The 17,310-nt window shown below is 55.9% G+C and carries 16 protein-coding genes; 7 read left to right on the forward strand and 9 right to left on the reverse strand.

Annotated elements, in window-relative coordinates; genetic code table 11:
* Nucleotides 1–146: 146 nt before the first annotated feature.
* Nucleotides 147–740: a YhgN family NAAT transporter gene (locus NHG65_RS24440; protein ID WP_165366405.1), complete on the forward strand. Its 594-nt coding sequence runs from the start codon at nt 147–149 to the stop codon at nt 738–740.
* Between the two features lie 48 nt (nt 741–788).
* Here the strand turns inward: NHG65_RS24440 and gntK are convergent, their stop codons facing one another.
* From gntK to NHG65_RS24460, 4 genes are all read right to left on the reverse strand, one after another.
* Nucleotides 789–1,316, reverse strand: coding sequence for a gluconokinase (gntK, locus tag NHG65_RS24445; protein ID WP_085119867.1), 528 nt, complete (start codon nt 1,314–1,316; stop codon nt 789–791).
* Nucleotides 1,317–1,444: 128 nt separating this feature from the next.
* Complete coding sequence (gene gntT, locus NHG65_RS24450) at nt 1,445–2,761, reverse strand: gluconate transporter (RefSeq protein WP_099063479.1); 1,317 nt, start codon at nt 2,759–2,761, stop codon at nt 1,445–1,447.
* A gap of 341 nt (nt 2,762–3,102) precedes the next feature.
* Nucleotides 3,103–4,098: a gluconate operon transcriptional repressor GntR gene (gene gntR / locus NHG65_RS24455; RefSeq protein ID WP_099063478.1), complete on the reverse strand. Its 996-nt coding sequence runs from the start codon at nt 4,096–4,098 to the stop codon at nt 3,103–3,105.
* Between the two features lie 131 nt (nt 4,099–4,229).
* Nucleotides 4,230–4,925: a pirin family protein gene (locus tag NHG65_RS24460; protein ID WP_499182763.1), complete on the reverse strand. Its 696-nt coding sequence runs from the start codon at nt 4,923–4,925 to the stop codon at nt 4,230–4,232.
* A 48-nt stretch (nt 4,926–4,973) separates the two neighbouring features.
* On the opposite strand from NHG65_RS24460, the gene NHG65_RS24465 reads away from it, so the two are divergent.
* The 4 genes from NHG65_RS24465 (at nt 4,974) to yegR (ending at nt 7,847) form a co-directional block, all read left to right on the forward strand.
* Entirely contained in the window at nt 4,974–5,105 is a 132-nt protein-coding gene (locus NHG65_RS24465) for a hypothetical protein (RefSeq protein WP_261260184.1), read from the forward strand.
* Between the two features lie 208 nt (nt 5,106–5,313).
* On the forward strand, nt 5,314–5,832 hold the full coding sequence (locus NHG65_RS24470; protein ID WP_499182764.1) for a GNAT family N-acetyltransferase: 519 nt from the start codon (nt 5,314–5,316) through the stop codon (nt 5,830–5,832).
* Entirely contained in the window at nt 5,829–7,007 is a 1,179-nt protein-coding gene (locus NHG65_RS24475; RefSeq protein WP_499182765.1) for a P1 family peptidase, read from the forward strand. Before NHG65_RS24470 ends, NHG65_RS24475 begins: the two co-directional genes overlap by 4 nt.
* Nucleotides 7,008–7,526: 519 nt before the next feature.
* Nucleotides 7,527–7,847, forward strand: coding sequence for a lipoprotein YegR (yegR, locus tag NHG65_RS24480; RefSeq protein ID WP_207979738.1), 321 nt, complete (start codon nt 7,527–7,529; stop codon nt 7,845–7,847).
* Between the two features lie 135 nt (nt 7,848–7,982).
* Here the strand turns inward: yegR and iolE are convergent, their stop codons facing one another.
* The 4 genes from iolE to iolD form a co-directional block, all read right to left on the reverse strand.
* On the reverse strand, nt 7,983–8,879 hold the full coding sequence (gene iolE / locus NHG65_RS24485) for a myo-inosose-2 dehydratase (RefSeq protein ID WP_207979740.1): 897 nt from the start codon (nt 8,877–8,879) through the stop codon (nt 7,983–7,985).
* Between the two features lie 58 nt (nt 8,880–8,937).
* A complete protein-coding gene (locus NHG65_RS24490; RefSeq protein WP_099063473.1) occupies nt 8,938–9,822 on the reverse strand; it encodes a sugar phosphate isomerase/epimerase family protein in 885 nt (294 codons plus the stop codon).
* Between the two features lie 39 nt (nt 9,823–9,861).
* Complete coding sequence (gene iolG / locus NHG65_RS24495) at nt 9,862–10,875, reverse strand: bifunctional inositol 2-dehydrogenase/D-chiro-inositol 1-dehydrogenase (protein ID WP_261427768.1); 1,014 nt, start codon at nt 10,873–10,875, stop codon at nt 9,862–9,864.
* A 64-nt stretch (nt 10,876–10,939) separates the two neighbouring features.
* On the reverse strand, nt 10,940–12,880 hold the full coding sequence (gene iolD / locus NHG65_RS24500; protein WP_207979742.1) for a 3D-(3,5/4)-trihydroxycyclohexane-1,2-dione acylhydrolase (decyclizing): 1,941 nt from the start codon (nt 12,878–12,880) through the stop codon (nt 10,940–10,942).
* Between the two features lie 534 nt (nt 12,881–13,414).
* Between iolD and NHG65_RS24505 the strand changes: the two genes are divergently transcribed.
* The gene (locus NHG65_RS24505) at nt 13,415–15,343 is read left to right on the forward strand and encodes a bifunctional 5-dehydro-2-deoxygluconokinase/5-dehydro-2-deoxyphosphogluconate aldolase (protein WP_499182766.1); all 1,929 of its coding nucleotides are present in this window, start codon (nt 13,415–13,417) and stop codon (nt 15,341–15,343) included.
* A 197-nt stretch (nt 15,344–15,540) separates the two neighbouring features.
* Nucleotides 15,541–16,377 carry a MurR/RpiR family transcriptional regulator gene (locus tag NHG65_RS24510; RefSeq protein ID WP_099063469.1) on the forward strand — a complete coding sequence of 279 codons (837 nt, stop codon included), beginning with the start codon at nt 15,541–15,543 and terminating at the stop codon, nt 16,375–16,377.
* A gap of 64 nt (nt 16,378–16,441) precedes the next feature.
* On the opposite strand, the gene iolB is transcribed toward NHG65_RS24510, so the two are convergent.
* The gene (gene iolB / locus NHG65_RS24515) at nt 16,442–17,263 is read right to left on the reverse strand and encodes a 5-deoxy-glucuronate isomerase (protein ID WP_207979746.1); all 822 of its coding nucleotides are present in this window, start codon (nt 17,261–17,263) and stop codon (nt 16,442–16,444) included.
* Nucleotides 17,264–17,310 lie beyond the last annotated feature (47 nt).

Consider the following 17,310-nt stretch of genomic DNA (forward strand, 5'->3'; position numbering starts at 1 on the left):
TTCGATGGGAGAGCGATTCTCAGCAATCCTTCTTATATACCTGAGAGATGAGCCAACGGGTCGCCTGGCTGTAACTTGAAAGCCATAGGGCATAGGTTATTAAGCGGTCGGGATGGCCGACGCGTTTTTCAGATTCAGAGGTAATGATGATAGAGATGGTTTCGGTCACGGTATTGCTGTTTTTAATCATGGATCCACTGGGCAACTTGCCGATTTTTATGTCGGTACTCAAGCACCTGGAGCCACGCCGCCGCCGGGTGGTGCTGATCCGCGAACTGCTGATCGCCCTGCTGTTGATGCTGATTTTCTTGTTTGCCGGTGAGAAAATTCTGGCGTTCCTTAACCTGCGCACCGAGACCGTGTCGATTTCCGGTGGGATCATTCTGTTCCTGATCGCCATCAAAATGATTTTCCCTTCGCAGGAAGGTGACAGTAGCGGGCTTTCCGCCGGTGAAGAACCCTTCCTGGTCCCGCTGGCCATCCCGTTGGTCGCCGGCCCTTCGATTCTGGCCTCGCTGATGCTGCTTTCGCACCAGTATCCAAACCAGATTTCATATCTGGTGGTGGCACTGCTGATTGCCTGGGGGATTTCCGCCGCCATTCTGCTGATGTCGAACCTGTTCCTGCGCCTGCTGGGTAGCAAAGGCGTGAGCGCGCTGGAGAGGCTGATGGGACTGATTCTGGTGATGCTGTCTACCCAGATGTTCCTGGACGGTGTGCGCGCTTACATGAAGTTGTAGTGAATCTCCGGGCGCCTGTTCGGCGCCAAGAGGTCGCGGCAGCCCGGGTTACTGGGCTGCAACGCGCCGAATATAAGCCAGGGTATCTGCCACCACGCCGTCCAGCGGCTGGTCAATCTCGATCGCCTGCACGTCCGTCTCCTGCGCACCCGGTTCTTCCAGGGTGGCGAATTGGGAAACCAGCATCTGTGGCTTGAAGAAATGGCCCTTGCGCTGCTTCAAACGCTCTTCAATTACCGCCTTGTCACCTTTCAGATAGATGAAATGCAGATTGCGATTGCCTTCACGCAGACGGTCGCGATAGCTTTTTTTAAGCGCCGAACACACCAGCAAAGAAACGTCGTTGGTGCGTTCCATGGCAAAGATGGCGTCATTCAACGCCGCCAACCACGGAGCACGATCGTTATCGTCCAACGCATGCCCGGCGGCCATTTTATTAATATTGGCACGCGGATGCAGGTAGTCACCGTCCAGCATCGCAGCACTGGCTTCATGGGCAACAGCGCTGGCCACCGCGGACTTACCACTGCCTGAAACGCCCATCAAAATAAATACGTGGTGCTGTGGATTACTCATATCTCATGCCCTTATGGGATCAGATGACGCTGACAGCGTCATCAAAAGCGCCCCAAACTCAAAATGGTTTCCGATACCGCCCCGGGCACCGGAAACCTCACTATACCCAACAAATTTATACGACCGTCTTATACGACCGTCGCCAGCAGCAGACAGCCCACCAAACCACAGACTGAAATGATGGTTTCCAGCACCGACCAGGACTTGATGGTTTCCATGATGCTCAGGTTGAAGTACTCCTTGAACAACCAGAAACCCGGGTCGTTGACGTGAGAGAAAATCACGCTGCCGGAGCCGACCGCAATCACCATCAGTTCCGGGCTGACGCCGGTAGTGGCGATCAGCGGAGCTACAATGCCCCCCGCAGTGATTGCCGCCACGGTAGCCGAGCCCAACGCCAGACGCAGCGCGGCAGCAATCGACCATGCCATCAGAATTGGTGAGACGTTACTGCCTTCCATCAGCGCGGCAATGTATTTCTCTACGCCACTGTCGACCAGCACCTGCTTGAACGCACCGCCACCGCCGATGATCAACAGCATCATGGCGATAATTTTGATTGAGTCGGTGATGGTCCCCATCACTTCATCCATGGTACGGCCACGGTTCAGACCAAAGGTAAAGATGGCGATCAGCACCGCAATCAGCGTTGCCATCACCGGATCACCGAAGAACTCGGCAAAGCGCAGTACGCTGTGGCCCTTCGGCAGCACCATTTCGGCTACTGCACGCAGCGCCATCAGGATCACCGGCACCAGAGAAGTCGCAACGCTGATACCAAAGCTTGGCATTTCCGCTTCGGTGAAGATTTTTGGGTTATACAGGCCTTCCGGTACCGGCTTATCGATGCCTTTCAGGAAGCGAGCGTAAACCGGGCCGGCCAGGATCACCGTTGGAATAGCCAACAGCGTGCCGTACAGCAGGGTTTTGCCCATATCGGCATGGAAAATGGTGGCAATCGCCGTTGGGCCAGGGTGCGGCGGCAGGAAACCGTGGGTGACCGACAGCGCAGCCGCCATCGGCACACCGACATACAGCAATGGCACGCGGGCAGAAGCGGCGATACTGAATACCAGCGGCAACAGCAGCACAAAGCCGACTTCATAGAACAGGGCAAAGCCGACGGTAAAACCGGTCAGCACCACTGCCCACTGAATGTGTTTCTTACCGAACTTTTCGATAAGCGTAGTGGCGATGCGCTGGGCACCACCGCAGTCCGCCAGCAGCTTGCCGAGCATGGCACCGAAGCCCATGATCAGCGCCAGGCTGCCCAGCGTGCCGCCAACGCCGGCCTTGATGGAGCCGATCACTTTATCGACTGGCATACCCTGGGTGATACCGACCGCCAGAGCAACCAGAATCAGAGAGATAAAGCCGTTCAGCTTAAAGCGAATCATCAGCAGCAGCAGCAGCGCTACGCCGCCTGCAACAATCACTAATGGCATAATTTTTCTCCAACCTTTTTATCGCAGACCTCTTTACGATAGGCCGTAAAGCGCGCGTTTGTTTTATTTTTAGGCTCTTCCCGGTGTTAGAAGACGAGCTGTAGGTGGTGCTGAGGCAAAGGTTCTATCTCGATCAATATCACCGCTCGCTCATTGTTACCGGTATCATGATACCGGTAACAACCCGATCGCCGGAACCGGGTAACGGGCTAAAATTCGCGTTCTGGGATAGAGATCAAACTTATGGGGGTAACAGGCGACAAGCTTACAGAGGGGAATGAAAACGCGCCGGACGGCGCGGTTGCAGAATTAAAATTGCTCAAACAAAGGCTTAAAACCGATCAGATGCTGCCACCGGGGATCACGGTGAAACCGACGTCAACCATACGTGGGCTGACCGTTTCACCCCGCAGTCGGGCCAGCAGACGTTCGGCGCCGATTTGCCCCATGCGTTCACGCGGCGTCAACACGCTCGCCAGCTTCGGCACCATCACCTGGCCGATATCGTGGCCGTGGAAACCGGCAATTGCCATATCTTTAGGGATCGACAACCCCTGCCGCTGACACTCGAAGGTCGCCCCGATGGCCAGGTCATCGTTGGTGCAAAAAATACTGTCAATTTGCGGGTAGTCGCGCTGCGCCTGACGCAGTAACTCCCCCCCGGCGGAATAGGACGACGAACGCGCAGTCATCACGCTGTAGGGCTGCAGGCCAGATTCACGCATCGCCTGCTCGTAGCCCTGCTGTTTGATAATGGTACGCTCATCCTGACGCGCGCCAAAATACACCACGTGGCGATGACCATGCGCAATGATTTGCTGGGTCATCTGGCGCGCCGCTTCAAAGTTATTGAAGCCGACCGCCAGATCGATGCACGGCGAAACGCAGTCCATCAGTTCCACTACCGGGATCCCCGCCACCTCGATCATCTTCATGGTGCGCGCCGTATGGTGGCGTTCAGACAGGATCAGGCCATCAATATTGTAAGACAGCAGCGAGGTCAGCCGCTGTTCTTCACGCTCCGGCAAATAACCGTAGTGCGCCAGCATGGTCTGGTAATTGTGCGCATCCGTGACGCTCTCAATGCCGCGCAACACTTCGGCAAACACCTGGTTGGTCAACGACGGCAGCAAGACGCCAATGGCGCGACTGGTGGAGTTGGAAAGGATATCCGGCGCACGGTTGGGAATGTAGCCCAGCTCATCAAGCGCGACGGCAATTTTTTGCTGCAAGACGGCAGAAACCTGATCGGGATTACGCAGATAACGGCTCACCGTCATCTTGGTCACGCCAACCTTGTCTGCAACATCTTGGAGTACCGGCCGTTTTTTCTTCATTATCAATGAACTGGCTAACCGTGAATGGGCGCTCATTTTAGCAAAAAAAAACCGGGGCCGATATTGTTGGTTATGGAAGGGTACAACGTAAAAAGGGCTCACCCTGTGAGCCCTTGATATTTACCGCTTAATCAGACTGGCGGCAGATCGAACAGTAAGATTTCACTGTCTTCATCGGCTTTAATCGACAGTGCAGTTTCATCCCACACCGCGAAAGCATCGCTGGTGCCGGCCTGCTGACCATTGACCACCACCTTGCCGCGTACCACCTGAACCCATACACGGCGCCCAGCTTCAATCAGGCATTCCGCCTGCTCTTCTTTGCTCAACGCCCAACGGGACAACGTCATGTCCTGGAACACCTTCAGCGAACCCTCACGTGCATCCGGCGACAGCACCAGTTGACGGCCCTGTGGCGCATCAAACATGCGTTGCTCATAGCGCGGCTCCAACCCAACCTGATCGGGAATGATCCAAATCTGGTACAGGTGCAAAGGACGATCGCTGTTGCCGTTGTACTCGGAGTGGCGCACCCCGGTGCCGGCACTCATGATCTGGAATTCACCGGCCTGGATCTGCTCTTTGTTACCCATGCTGTCCTGATGTTCTACCGTGCCGCTCAGCACGTAGGTCAGGATTTCCATGTCTTTATGCGGATGGGTGCCGAACCCCTGCCCTGCATCGATCATATCTTCGTTGATCACCCGCAGCGCCGAGAAGCCCATAAAATCAGGGTCGTGATAGTTGGCGAATGAGAAGGTGTGCCAGCTATCCAGCCAACCATGATTGGCATGACCACGATCTTCTGCCTTACGTAAGTAAATCATATTCAACTCTCCTCAATGTTTTTTACAGTCTAGTCCTGACAGCAGAATATGAAAGCGCAAAAAACTCTTCGCTCTGTTCAAAAAATTAGATGGAGTTTTGAAGCGATGGGCAGTGGATTTGTTGAAGACTGGCAGGGGCGGAAAACAGGCAAAAAAAAAGCCAGCACCCGAGCTGGCTAAGTAATACTTGGAAGCAATGTGAGCAATGTCGTGCCTTCGCAGCGAGGGTACCAAAGGTTGATACTCTCCCCGGAACGCATCGCAATAATAATCATTATCATTCGCACCTGTAAAGCGTTTTTTTAACCAATACGTAATAATATTGACTCGACACATTAAACGGATAAATTCAGAGGTTATTCAACCGGTAAGCCAAAGGAGCAGCGCAATGAGCGAAATAGTGGTTCGTCACGTGGAAACGGCAGATGCCCAAGCCCTTCATCAGCTTTACTCTCAGCCGAAGGCTTACCGCGACACACTACAGCTTCCGCTACCGTCAATCGAGTTGTGGCATAAGCGTCTCGCCAACCTCGAACCGGGCAGCCATAACCTGGTGGCCTGTATCGATGGGCAGATCGTCGGCCAGTTGGGCCTGATGCTCAATCAGCGCGTGCGTCGTCGTCACGTGGCGAGCTTTGGCATTGGTGTCGACGACCGTCATCAGGGTAAAGGCGTCGGCAGCAGTCTGATGAAGGCGATGATCGACCTTTGTGATAATTGGGCGGCCATCGAACGCATCGAACTGACGGTGTTTACTGACAACCAGGCCGCCATTGCGCTATACCGCAAGTTCGGTTTTGAAATTGAAGGCACCAGCCGCGCCTATGCCATACGCGACGGCGAGCTGGTCGACTCCCATCACATGGCGCGTTTTCGCAGCGAACAGCAGAAAAAACCTTCATTATGAGTGAAAACAAAAGTGGAACCGGGGCGGATAACCGCCCTTTAACCGTCAGCCGCCGCACCTTTGTGCAAACGCTGGCCTGCGTAACGGGTGCTATCGGCATCCTTTCTCCCACCACCTTCCTGGGGGCCGCAATGCCAACTTCTCCTGCCGTACGTACCGGCACCCGTAACCTGATTACCGACGTGCCCGGCCTGCGGGTCGGTGTCGCCCAGGACAGCAGGGTGCGCACCGGCACCACGGTGATCCTGCCGGATCGCCCGGCGATCGCCGCAGTCGACGTGCGCGGCGGCGGCCCGGCAACCCGGGAAACCGATGCGCTGGGGGAAGATAACCTGGTGCAGACCATCGATGCGTTAGTGCTGAGCGGTGGCTCGGTGTATGGCCTGGCCGCAGCCGACGGCGTGGCTGCCTGGCTGGGGCAACAAGGCAAAGGCTATGCCCTGCGCCCGGCCCCGGGCGTGCCGGTTTCCCCGATAGTGCCCACCGCCTGCCTGTACGATCTCAGTAACGCGGGCGACAAAGACTGGCAGTTGAATCCACCTTATCGCCAACTGGGGATAGAGGCCGCGAGCAAGGCAGGCCATGATTTCCCACTCGGTACCGTGGGCGCAGGCTATGGCGCCATGACCGGCATGAGCAAGCTGAAAGGCGGACTGGGTTCGGCTTCGATCGTAGCGGCTAACGGCGCGACCGTCGGCGCTCTGGTGGCGGTCAACAGCCTGGGGTCGGTGGTGGCTCCCGGCACTCGCGCCTTCTGGGCCACGCCCTATGAAATCAACGGTGAGTTTGGTAACGGCGGCCCCGCAGCGCTGGCACAACTGCACGGACAGGGGGAAGACTGGATGCCGGAAGAGCCGACAGGCGGCAGAAAAAACACCACCCTGGCCTGCATCGCCACCGATTTGGCGTTGACCCGGGTTGAACTTAAACGCGTGGCGATCATGGCACAGGACGGCATGGCGCGTGCTATCCGCCCACTGCACAGCCCGTTCGACGGTGACGTGGTGTTTGCCCTATCCACCGGCCAACGTGAAGTCGAAGGCAGCCGAGAACTGGCGGTGCTGCAAATTGGCGCACTGGCGGCGGACACCCTGGCGCGAGCGATCGCCCGTGGCGTTTACGCCGCAACCCCGTGGCCCGGCGGGCAGGTCACCACCTGGAAAACCCTCACCTGACACCCACCAAGAATAAAAAGGGGCGCATTGATTGCTCAAGCGCCCCTCCCAGACCTCTGCCGGATTAAATGCCGGCGGTCTCTTTGATATAACGGCGTGCCTTCACTATTTCACTAGAGGTTCATACGGAAATATCAGTCAAACCAAAAGCCTCACACTTCCGATAATTTATATCAAGCATCCAACTTGTAGTTAATACTTTAATTACAGAACCAATTATAGAAAAGTGAGTTATGAATAAACCCACACATCTTCAACCGTTAATAAATAACCTCATCATGAGCATAATATTTAAAATCTCACTTACTTACAAATACTGAGCCGCCATGGCTATACAGCCGACAAGGCCGCACTGTAAAGCGCACAGGCGTTGGTGCCAAACCGATAGCAATAATTTTATATCTATTTTAAATGAAGCCTAAACAGCATTAACTTGCCATGAATGAATAAGAACTCCAGTTATTAGTCGCTGTCTTTACATTGGGAACAACAACACTACATAGACGGAGTAATTATTCAATGGAAAAACATTTCTGTACTTTACTGTTAGGCGCTGCACTTGTTTTATCGGGTTGCGCAGTAAAAAATGACAATACCCGGGTTGGATTTATTGGTTTATCTTATCACTCCAACATAGAGAAACTTCCGGATGGAAACTATACGGCAGCGGTGGAGGCTTCGCCTGGCCGTGGAAGAGTGACTGGCGCAGAGGCTCTGGTAGCAAAGGACGCTACGGATTTTTGTAAGCAGCAGAACAAGGCGATGAAAGAAGTTAAATCAGAAACCGATTCGCATCTTTTGGTTAATGGCGTAGCGAAACTCGTTTTCCAATGCGTATAAATTTTAAAGGCGAACGCCACAAGGCCTTCACCCGTGGCGCTTGCGTCACCACCTGAAAAACCCTCACCTGACACCCACCAAGAATAAAAAGGGGCGCATTGATTGCTCAAGCGCCCCTCCCAGACCTCTGCCGGATTAAATGCCGGCGGTCTCTTTGATATAGCGGCGTGCCTTCACCGCATACTCAAACGGGTTGGCCAAAGCCGGATCCTGCTCAGCCTCCACCACCATCCAGCCTTTGTAACCGCGCTCATCCAGCAGTTTAAATACCGGCAGGAAGTCGATCACCCCGTCCCCTGGCACGGTGAAGGTGCCTTTCTTCACGCCATCGAGGAAGCTCAGTTTGTTGGCCTTCACTTCTGCTACCACTTCGTCACGCACATCCTTCAAATGCACATGGTTGATTCGCGGCAGGTATTTTTCCAGGATCGCCATCATCGCCTGTTGGCTGCCTTCGGAGTAGTAGGCATGGCCGGTATCAAACAGCAGGTAGACGTCGTCGTTCACCATGCTCATGTAGCGGTCGATCTCGGCGGTAGTCTGAATGCCGGTGCCCATATGGTGGTGCAGGCAGACCTGCATCCCCTTGCCCGCGGCAATTTTAGCCAGCTCATTGTAACCTTCAGCCACCCGCTGCCACTCTTCATCAGTGAAGTACGGCTTCTCTTCGAACACCCCTTTGGTGGTGCCCTGAATACTCTTGCTCTGCTCGGAGCAGCCAATCACTTTGGCCCCCATCGCATGCAGGAAATTCATATGGTTAATAAATTCATCGATGGTTTTTTCTTTCAGGCCATCGGCGAAGAAGGTGCTGAACCAAGCATTGCAGATCTGAATGCCGCGGATATCCAGCATCGGCTTCAGCACCGCCGGATCGCGCGGGTACTTGCTGCCCACTTCACTGCCGGTGAACCCGGCCAGCGCCATTTCACTGACGCACTGTTGGAAAGTGTTCTCTTTGCCCAGGTCGGGCATGTCGTCATTGGTCCAGCCAATCGGGGCGATGGCCAGTTTTACGTTGTCTTTATTCATTGTCAGCCTCAATAGTCAGATCGGCCTGGCGGTGATTTTCACCCGCGCAGCCAGGAATTTATTTGCCCAACAGCTCTTTTTCGATCCGCTCGCGGGTCGCGACCGCCTGGGTTTTCATTCTTTCCGGATAACCAAACAGCGAGGTGCAGATAATCGACTCACCGCCGACCTTAAAGCTGCGATTGGCAAACTCCATATCGCGCAGGGTCTGGAACAGGATGTCGAAGTCCACTTCGCCTTCGCCGATGCCCATATGCTGGTGCACAGCAGCGTCGACACCCGGTGGGTTGACGATATAACGGCAGTGTTTGGTATGGTTCATGGTGTCGGCGATCAACACATGCGAGAGATCGTCACCGGCATATTTCAGCATACCGGCCACGTCGCCCTGGCCTTTGTCGTAGTAGAAGGTGTGCGGCACACTGTAGAGGTACTTAACGTGATCGCTGCGCAACGATTTGACGATATCGGCGGTTTCGTTGCTCAGTTCACAGAAGTCCCAAGGATGGGACTGGATCTCCATGCGGATACCTTCGCGCTCGATAATCGGCAACAGCTCTTCCATGGAGCGATACCACAACTCTTCACAGATCTCCGGCTCATTGGGGTTGCCCGCCAGCTCGGTGTTGATCACCTGCACCCCCATTTCCACTGCGATTTCGATCATCCGACGCCAGTTTTTGACTGCCGCCTGACGACGATCTTCTCCCGGGCCGGACCAGCGATACACCACGATAAATGAGGAGATCTCCACGCCGGTGGCTTTCAGCGCGTTTTTGTATTCCGCCATCACTTCACGCCCGGCTTTCGGGTGCTTGTAGAACGGATTGATCTGCGGATGCGGTGACTGTTCAATATACTGATAGCCCCAGTCCGCCACCTGTTGAACCATTTTGGTGATGCCCAGGTCCCTGATGACATCAACATCAAAAGCGATCTTCATAGTGATTCCTCTTTAAACGTGAGTACGGCGTTCAGCACACTACTTGTTGTAGAACGCCGGACGCGGCGGCAGGGTCACCGGCACAATCTCACCGCTGAGCTGTGCAGCCACGCAGGCATCGGCCGTCACGGCGGCAGCATAGCCGTCCCAGGCGGAAGGCCCGGTCAGCGCGCCTGCCTGCACGTCATTGATAAAGCCTTGCAGCTCAACGTCATAGGCATCGATAAAGCGGTCTTTCCAGTCGGTCAGAATTTCGGTCGAGAGTCGGGCACCGCTGCGCATCTGTACTGAAGAGGGTTCTGGCAGTTTGGCGATGCCGGTTTCACCCACTACTTCACACTGGATGTCATAGCCGTACTGGCAGTTAACGAAGATTTCGACATCAATGCGCGTGCCCTTGACGGTTTCGAACAGCACAATCTGCGGATCTTTCAGATGCGGGAATGCTTTGGGGCTTTTGCGTGGGAACACCACCTGCACCGAAACATAGTCGTCATCCAGCAGCCAGCGCAGCACGTCGATCTCGTGGATCAGGGTGTCGGTGATCGCCATATCTGTGGTGTAAGCTTCACCAACGGTGGGGTTGCGGTGCGCGCAGTGCAGCATCAGCGGCTCGCCGATTTGCCCGCTGGTCAGCACCTGTTTCAGCGCACGATAGCCCTGATCGTAAGGGCGCATAAAACCGACCTGCACCAGGCGTTTACCGTGTTTGGCTTCAGCCTCAACGATGTTTTTACAGCCCTGTGCAGTGACCGCCAGCGGCTTCTCACAGAATACCGGCTTGCCGGCGGCAATCGCAGCCAACACGAACTCTTCATGGCTCGGGCCCCAGGAGGTGACCAGCACCGCCTGCACGTCCGCGGCCTTGACCAGATCGTGGCCGTTGTCATACACCTTGGCGTCCAGCTTCAGGTCGCTCACTACCTTGGCAGCGTTATCACGGTTGATATCATTCACCGCCACGACGCGGCTGCCTTGCAACACTTTGCTGCAGCGACGAATGTGATCCCGACCGATTGCGCCGGTGCCAATAACCCCAATGTTCAGTGTCATTTTCGTTATCCTCTTCAAATAGTTGCGGCAGACGCAAGGTCTGGGTAATCAAGCCATGTGTTAATCAGTAGTCGCGAGCCTTGTCGATGTTCTCTTGCAGCTTGCGGGCTACGGCGACGATTTTTTCGCTGTCGGCAACCTGGGCACCGCCCACGCGCCACCAGCTGAGATATTTGTGCACCATGGTTTTTGGCAGCACTTTGATGTCCAGCAGGGTAGAAACGCTTTGCAGACGCGCATCGGCCAGCGCCTCGATCAGCTGCTGTTCGGTGGTCACGCTGTAGGTTTTACAGCCGTAAGCCGCCGCCAGCATGGCGAAATTGACCGGTACCAGCTTGCCGTCGAGTTTGCCGCCCTGCGGGTTGCGGAAGCGGAATTCGGTGGTGTAGCTGTCCATGCCGTGTTCCATCTGCAGGTTGTTGATGCAGCCGTTGGTCATGTTGTCGAACAGCACCACGTTGATTTTGCAGCCTTCCTGAATCGAGGTGACCAGCTCGGAGTGCAACATCATAAAGGCACCGTCACCAACCATCGCGTACACCTCGCGCTGCGGTTCGGCCAGTTTGACCCCCAGCGCGGCATTAACCTCGTAGCCCATGCAGGAGTAGCCATATTCCACGTGATAACCGTGCTCGCCATGGTTCTGCCACACGCGCTGTAAATCCCCCGGCAGGCTACCGGCGGCGGCCACGATCACGCTGTCCTGTGGCAGATGCTGATTCAGCACCCCCAGCACCCGGCTTTGGGTCAGCAGCGAATCGGTCTTTTCAATAAATTCGGCAAACACGCGGTCTCGATCGAGATGGTCGTCGATTTCCGGTACAAAGCCTTCGCCGGTGTATTCCACCGCATAAACGCGGGCGGTTTCCTGCTGTTGCGCACGACGAGCCTCGGCAATGGCATCGCCCCAACCGGCGCGGTAATCGGCCTGCGCCAACCGTGCCCCCAGGGCAGACAGTGCCTCGCGGGCATCGGCCAACACCTGCAGGCCATCGAGCTTGCCGGCGTCAAAGGCGCTGACATTGACGTTGAGAAAATCGACGTCGGGATTCTGAAACAGCCATTTGGACGAGGTGGTGAAGTCGGTATAACGGGTGCCCACGCCAATCACCAGATCGGCCTGTCGGGCCAGGGTATTGGCGGCCAAACAGCCGGTTTCACCAATGCCACCCAGGTTAAACGGGTGGCTGGACGGGACCGTGCCCTTGCCGGCTTGGGTCTCCACAAACGGGATCTGGAAGCGTTCGGCGAACTCGCGCAGCGCCTGACCGGCCTGGGAATATTTCACCCCGCCGCCGCACACCACCAGCGGTTGACGCTTGGAGGTCAACAGCGCCAGCGCATCGGCCAGCATGCCTTCGGTCGCCGGGCGGCGATCCAGACGGTGCACGCGTTTCTGGAAGAAGTAGTCAGGGTAGTCATAGGCTTCGCCCTGCACGTCCTGCGGCAGGCTCAGCGTCACCGCACCGGTTTCTGCCGGATCGGTCAGCACGCGCATCGCGTTGATACAGGCGCTCATCAACTGTTCCGGTCGCACAATACGATCCCAGTACTTGCTCACTGCACGGAAAGCGTCGTTGGTGCTGATACTGAGATCGTAAGACTGTTCAATCTGCTGCAACACCGGGTCCGGCTGGCGCGAGGCGTAAACATCACCCGGCAGCAGCAATAAAGGAATGCGGTTGGCGGTGGCGGTCGCGGCGGCGGTGATCATATTGGCGGCACCCGGGCCGACGGAAGAGGTACAGGCGTAGATCTGCTGGCGCAGTTTCTGCTTGGCAAAACCGGTTGCGGCGTGGGCCATGCCCTGCTCATTACGCCCCTGATGCACCACCAGCTCGCCGCTGTCCTGTTCCAGCGCCTGTCCCAGGCCAAGCACGTTGCCGTGGCCGAAAATAGCAAAGATGCCTTTAACGAATTTGGTTTCCACACCGTCGACCAGCAGATACTGGTTGTCGAGAAACCTGACGAGTGCCTGTGCCATGGTTAACCGGATCTTGCCCATTTGCTCACCCTTTTAGAGTAGTCACGCCCGCTCCGGCACCACCCGCATGCCGAACCTGAGAAGCTGTGTGATATCCGCCGTCTTTCAGCGCGCTGCGCTACTTAAGCCGACAACCTGAAACGTGAAGCGATTATAAACAAATATATTTTTCATAAAATCACATTACAGAAGAAACATTTCATTTTGCGATAAAGATCGCATATTGATGAAAACACCGTTTCATCCATGCCTTTAGAATTCACTGACTTAGCCCCTCCTGCCCCCACCGATGTCCCGCCCCATCCGCAGCCTAACTCGCTGTAACCCTTGGTACCGTCGGCCTGTGGCGCCCTCAATGCCCTTGCCGTTTGCCGGTGTTTTCCCTTCAGGCAGGGCGCGGTTTTTAGTGCTTTTCGCTGGCGTATTGGCGCTGTTTTAAATGCATCACATTTTTGGGGTGTAAATTTCATTCAATCTTGAAATTGAAATTTTTATTCCTCATACTCCAAAAATGCTTCGTAGTCGGGGTTTGGCTTAATACAGAAGGAAACGGGTATGGCTACACAAGAAAAACAGCTTGATGTCATTTGTCTCGGGCGTATTGCCGTCGATTTCTATGCACAACAGATCGGCGCACGCCTGGAAGATGCCAGCACATTCTCCAAATATCTCGGCGGCTCTTCCGGCAACGTGGCCTACGGCACCGCCATTCAGGGTCTGAAGTCCGGCATGCTGGCCCGCGTCGGCGACGAGCATATGGGCCGTTTCCTGCGCGAAGAACTGCAACGCGTCGGTGCAGACACCCAGAGCCTGATCACCGACCCCCAGCGCCTGACCGGCCTGGTGATCCTCGGCATCAAGGATCAGGAAACCTTCCCGCTGATTTTCTACCGTGAAAACTGCGCCGATATGGCGCTGACGCCGGACGATATCGATGAGTCCTACATCGCATCCTCGCGCGCACTGGCCATTACCGGTACCCACCTTTCACACCCGAACACCCGTGCGGCGGTATTGAAGGCGCTGGAATACGCCCGCCGCCACGGCCTGCGTACCGCGCTGGATATCGACTACCGGCCGGTGCTGTGGGGGCTGACGTCGCTGGGTGACGGCGAAACCCGTTTTGTCGAGTCAGAAAAAGTGACCCGCGAACTGCAGGAAGTACTGCATCACTTTGATTTGATCGTCGGCACCGAAGAAGAGTTTCATATTGCCGGCGGCAGCACCGATACCCTGACCGCACTGAAAAACGTGCGTAAAGCGACCCAGGCCACGCTGGTTTGCAAACGCGGTGCACAAGGCTGTTCAGTATTCGAAGGCGAGATCGCCGCCGACTGGCAGCAGGTAAAACTGCATTCCGGCGTGCGGGTTGAGGTGCTGAACGTGCTGGGCGCGGGCGATGCCTTTATGTCCGGCCTGCTGCGCGGTTACCTGAACGATGAAGGTTGGGATCAGGCCTGCCGCTATGCCAATGCCTGCGGAGCCTTGGTGGTTTCGCGCCATGGCTGTGCCCCGGCGATGCCCAGCAAGCAGGAGCTGGATGACTATCTGCAACGCGAACAGCAAGTGAAACGCCCGGACCGCGATGAGCGGCTTAACCATCTGCACCGGGTCACCACCCGTAAACAGCAATGGCCGGAACTGTGCGTGTTCGCCTTCGATCACCGCAAACAGCTGGTGGACATGGCGCGAGAAGCCAATGTCAGCGAGGAACGTATCCCCAAACTGAAAACCCTGCTGCTGACGGCGGCGCAACAGGCCGCAGAAGCCGCCGGGCTACGGGGCAACAGCGGCATTCTGGCCGACACCACCTATGGTCAGGCCGCATTGAACGAGATCACCGGCCAGGGCTGGTGGATCGGTCGACCGGTCGAGCTGCCCGGCTCACGGCCGTTGCGGTTGGAGCATGGCAATATCGGTTCGCAACTGATCGACTGGCCGCAGGAACACGTAGTGAAATGCCTGGTGTTTTACCATCCGCATGACGCCGTCGAACTGCGCCGCGAGCAGGATGAACTGATTAGCGACGTGTATCGCGGCTGCTGTAAGTCCGGCCATGAACTGTTGCTGGAGGTGATCCTGCCAGAAAGTAACGCTGACAAGAATGAAAGCTACTACCTGGAGATGCTGCAGCACTTTTATCAGCTGGGCATTAAGCCGGACTGGTGGAAATTGCCGCCGTTGAGCGCCGAGCACTGGCAGCAGGTCGGCGCGTTGATCGACGCTAACGATCCGCACTGCCGCGGGGTATTGATCCTGGGGCTGGATTCGCCGGAAGAAACGCTGAAAGCCGGTTTTGCGGCGGCGGCGGATGCACGCTGGGTGAAAGGTTTTGCCGTCGGCCGCACCATTTTTGGCCAGCCTTCACGCCGCTGGCTGCAGGGTGAGCTGGATGACGCCGCTTTAATCGAGCAGGTGAAACAAAAATACCTGACGCTGATTGGCTTCTGGCGTCAATACCGCCCGACGCCTCACCAGCATTAATTGCCGAACCCTCCCCTTAAACGGATTTTCGCCGCTTTAAGGGGATTTTTTTGCCTGTTTTCTGTGAAGTAACGCATCTTGCAATCGAATAAATCGCTTTTTGGTGAAATGAAATTTCCAATCCATCTGTTAGAATAACCTGTCAATTACTCAGGCGTCAGGCCGATACGCCTTAGCCCACACTGCGAGCCGAATGGATGAACAACCCAACTCAACTTTCGCTGTTACAGGACGAGATCCGTCACCGCTATGAAACGCTGAGCAAGCGTTTGAAACAGGTGGCGCGTTACATTTTGGATAACAGTAACAGCATTGCTTTCGATACCGTCGCCTCCATCGCCGCACAGGCCAGCGTCCCCCCTTCTACCCTGATCCGCTTCGCCAACGCCTTTGGCTTTAGCGGCTTCAACGAAATGAAACAGGTTTTTCGCCAGCACCTGATGGAAGAAACGGTCAACTACACCGAGCGGGCGCGTCTGTTTCGTCAGACCTCTACCGACGGTAACGTGGCACCGGAAAAGCCGGCGGAAATTCTTAACGTTTTCACCATGGTCAACTCCCAGGCGCTGCAACAATTGGCGATGCAAACCAGCTCTGAGCAGCTGGATCGGGCGGTTGAGCTGCTGAATAACGCCGAGAATATCTACGTGATTGGTCTGCGCCGTTCTTTCAGCGTCGCGTCCTACCTCACCTATGCGTTACGCCATCTGGAGCGCCGGGCATTCCTGATTGACGGACTGGGCGGCATGTTTACCGAACAGCTGAGCATGGTGAAGCCGAATGACGTGGTGATCGCCATCAGCTATTCGCCGTATGCGCAGGAAGCACTGGAACTGGTTGAATTGGGTGCCAAAAGCGGTGCGCAACAGATCGCCATTACCGACAGCCAGGTCAGTCCGCTGGCCGCCTTCAGCGACGTGTGCTTTGTGGTGCGTGAAGCGCAGGTCGATGGTTTCCGCTCCCAGGTCGCTTCAATGTGTCTGGCGCAAACCCTGGCGGTATCGCTGGCATTGAATAACGCCAAAGAAGAGTAACGAAGAATTACCCTCTCCCCCTGGAGAGGGTGACGCTCATCTTAGCAACGTCGTAAATATGCAATTATTTAGCTGCGGGATAGCCGTCGGTATTAATCCAGGCGTGGTCTTTTTCCCAGGTAAACTTCCACAAGCGTACTGGCCCGGCCATCACGTTAAGATAGTAGCTGTCGTAACCGGCCAGCGTCGCCACCGGGTGGTAGCCGCGCGGCACCTTGACCACGTCACGGTTATACACCGGCATGCATTCATCCAGTGAGCGATCGTCGGTATACACCCGCTGCATGCAAAAACCCTGCTCCGGTTGGATCCGGTGATAATAAGTCTCTTCCAGATAGGTTTCATCCGGCGAGTCTTCCTGGTCGTGTTTGTGGCTGGGATACGAACTGGTATTCCCCTCATCCGTATAAACTTCCACCACCAGCAGGCTGTCGGCCGGTTCACTGTCCGGCAGAATATTATGTACCAGACGCTGGTTACGCCCTTTGCCACGACGTTCGACGCCCACCTCTGCCGGGGTGATCAGGCGCGACGGCAGGTGCCCATGACCCGGTGCGCTGCAGACCGCCAACTCCAGTGTGGTTTCCGCCCGGACTTCAATCTTGTCATGATGCGGCACGTAAACCGCGTAAGGCGGTGTGCGCTCAAACGGGCTCATACGTTTGCCGATGCTCGGGTATTCCGCACGCAGAGTGGCGACGGAGGCAATACCGGCGACCAACACCAGACATAATTCTTTGTCGCCGCTTTCCAACTGCAGCGACTGACCGGCCTCAAGGTGATAGACATCAAATCCGACAAAGCGCCAGTCGGCATTCTCTGGGGTGACATGCTGGATGCGGCCCTGACCATCCGGCTGCTGACACTTGGCGAGTAATGAAGACATAGTATTCCTCCTGTAACCTGACGATTCGGTAAAACGACAACGGCCGC

Origin of the sequence: Serratia myotis (assembly GCF_027474885.1) — a bacterium.
Classification (GTDB): domain Bacteria; phylum Pseudomonadota; class Gammaproteobacteria; order Enterobacterales; family Enterobacteriaceae; genus Serratia; species Serratia proteamaculans.

Excerpts from the sequence above, each read along its gene's own strand:
- NHG65_RS24440 (WP_165366405.1), top strand. The coding sequence starts at position 147 with ATGATAGAGATGGTTTCGGTCACGGTATTGCTGTTTTTAATCATGGAT.
- gntK (WP_085119867.1), bottom strand. The coding sequence starts at position 1,316 with ATGAGTAATCCACAGCACCACGTATTTATTTTGATGGGCGTTTCAGGC.
- gntT (WP_099063479.1), bottom strand. The coding sequence starts at position 2,761 with ATGCCATTAGTGATTGTTGCAGGCGGCGTAGCGCTGCTGCTGCTGCTG.
- gntR (WP_099063478.1), bottom strand. The coding sequence starts at position 4,098 with ATGAAGAAAAAACGGCCGGTACTCCAAGATGTTGCAGACAAGGTTGGC.
- NHG65_RS24460 (WP_499182763.1), bottom strand. The coding sequence starts at position 4,925 with ATGATTTACTTACGTAAGGCAGAAGATCGTGGTCATGCCAATCATGGT.
- NHG65_RS24465 (WP_261260184.1), top strand. The coding sequence starts at position 4,974 with ATGAAAGCGCAAAAAACTCTTCGCTCTGTTCAAAAAATTAGATGGAGT.
- NHG65_RS24470 (WP_499182764.1), top strand. The coding sequence starts at position 5,314 with ATGAGCGAAATAGTGGTTCGTCACGTGGAAACGGCAGATGCCCAAGCC.
- NHG65_RS24475 (WP_499182765.1), top strand. The coding sequence starts at position 5,829 with ATGAGTGAAAACAAAAGTGGAACCGGGGCGGATAACCGCCCTTTAACC.
- yegR (WP_207979738.1), top strand. The coding sequence starts at position 7,527 with ATGGAAAAACATTTCTGTACTTTACTGTTAGGCGCTGCACTTGTTTTA.
- iolE (WP_207979740.1), bottom strand. The coding sequence starts at position 8,879 with ATGAATAAAGACAACGTAAAACTGGCCATCGCCCCGATTGGCTGGACC.
- NHG65_RS24490 (WP_099063473.1), bottom strand. The coding sequence starts at position 9,822 with ATGAAGATCGCTTTTGATGTTGATGTCATCAGGGACCTGGGCATCACC.
- iolG (WP_261427768.1), bottom strand. The coding sequence starts at position 10,875 with ATGACACTGAACATTGGGGTTATTGGCACCGGCGCAATCGGTCGGGAT.
- iolD (WP_207979742.1), bottom strand. The coding sequence starts at position 12,880 with ATGGGCAAGATCCGGTTAACCATGGCACAGGCACTCGTCAGGTTTCTC.
- NHG65_RS24505 (WP_499182766.1), top strand. The coding sequence starts at position 13,415 with ATGGCTACACAAGAAAAACAGCTTGATGTCATTTGTCTCGGGCGTATT.
- NHG65_RS24510 (WP_099063469.1), top strand. The coding sequence starts at position 15,541 with ATGAACAACCCAACTCAACTTTCGCTGTTACAGGACGAGATCCGTCAC.
- iolB (WP_207979746.1), bottom strand. The coding sequence starts at position 17,263 with ATGTCTTCATTACTCGCCAAGTGTCAGCAGCCGGATGGTCAGGGCCGC.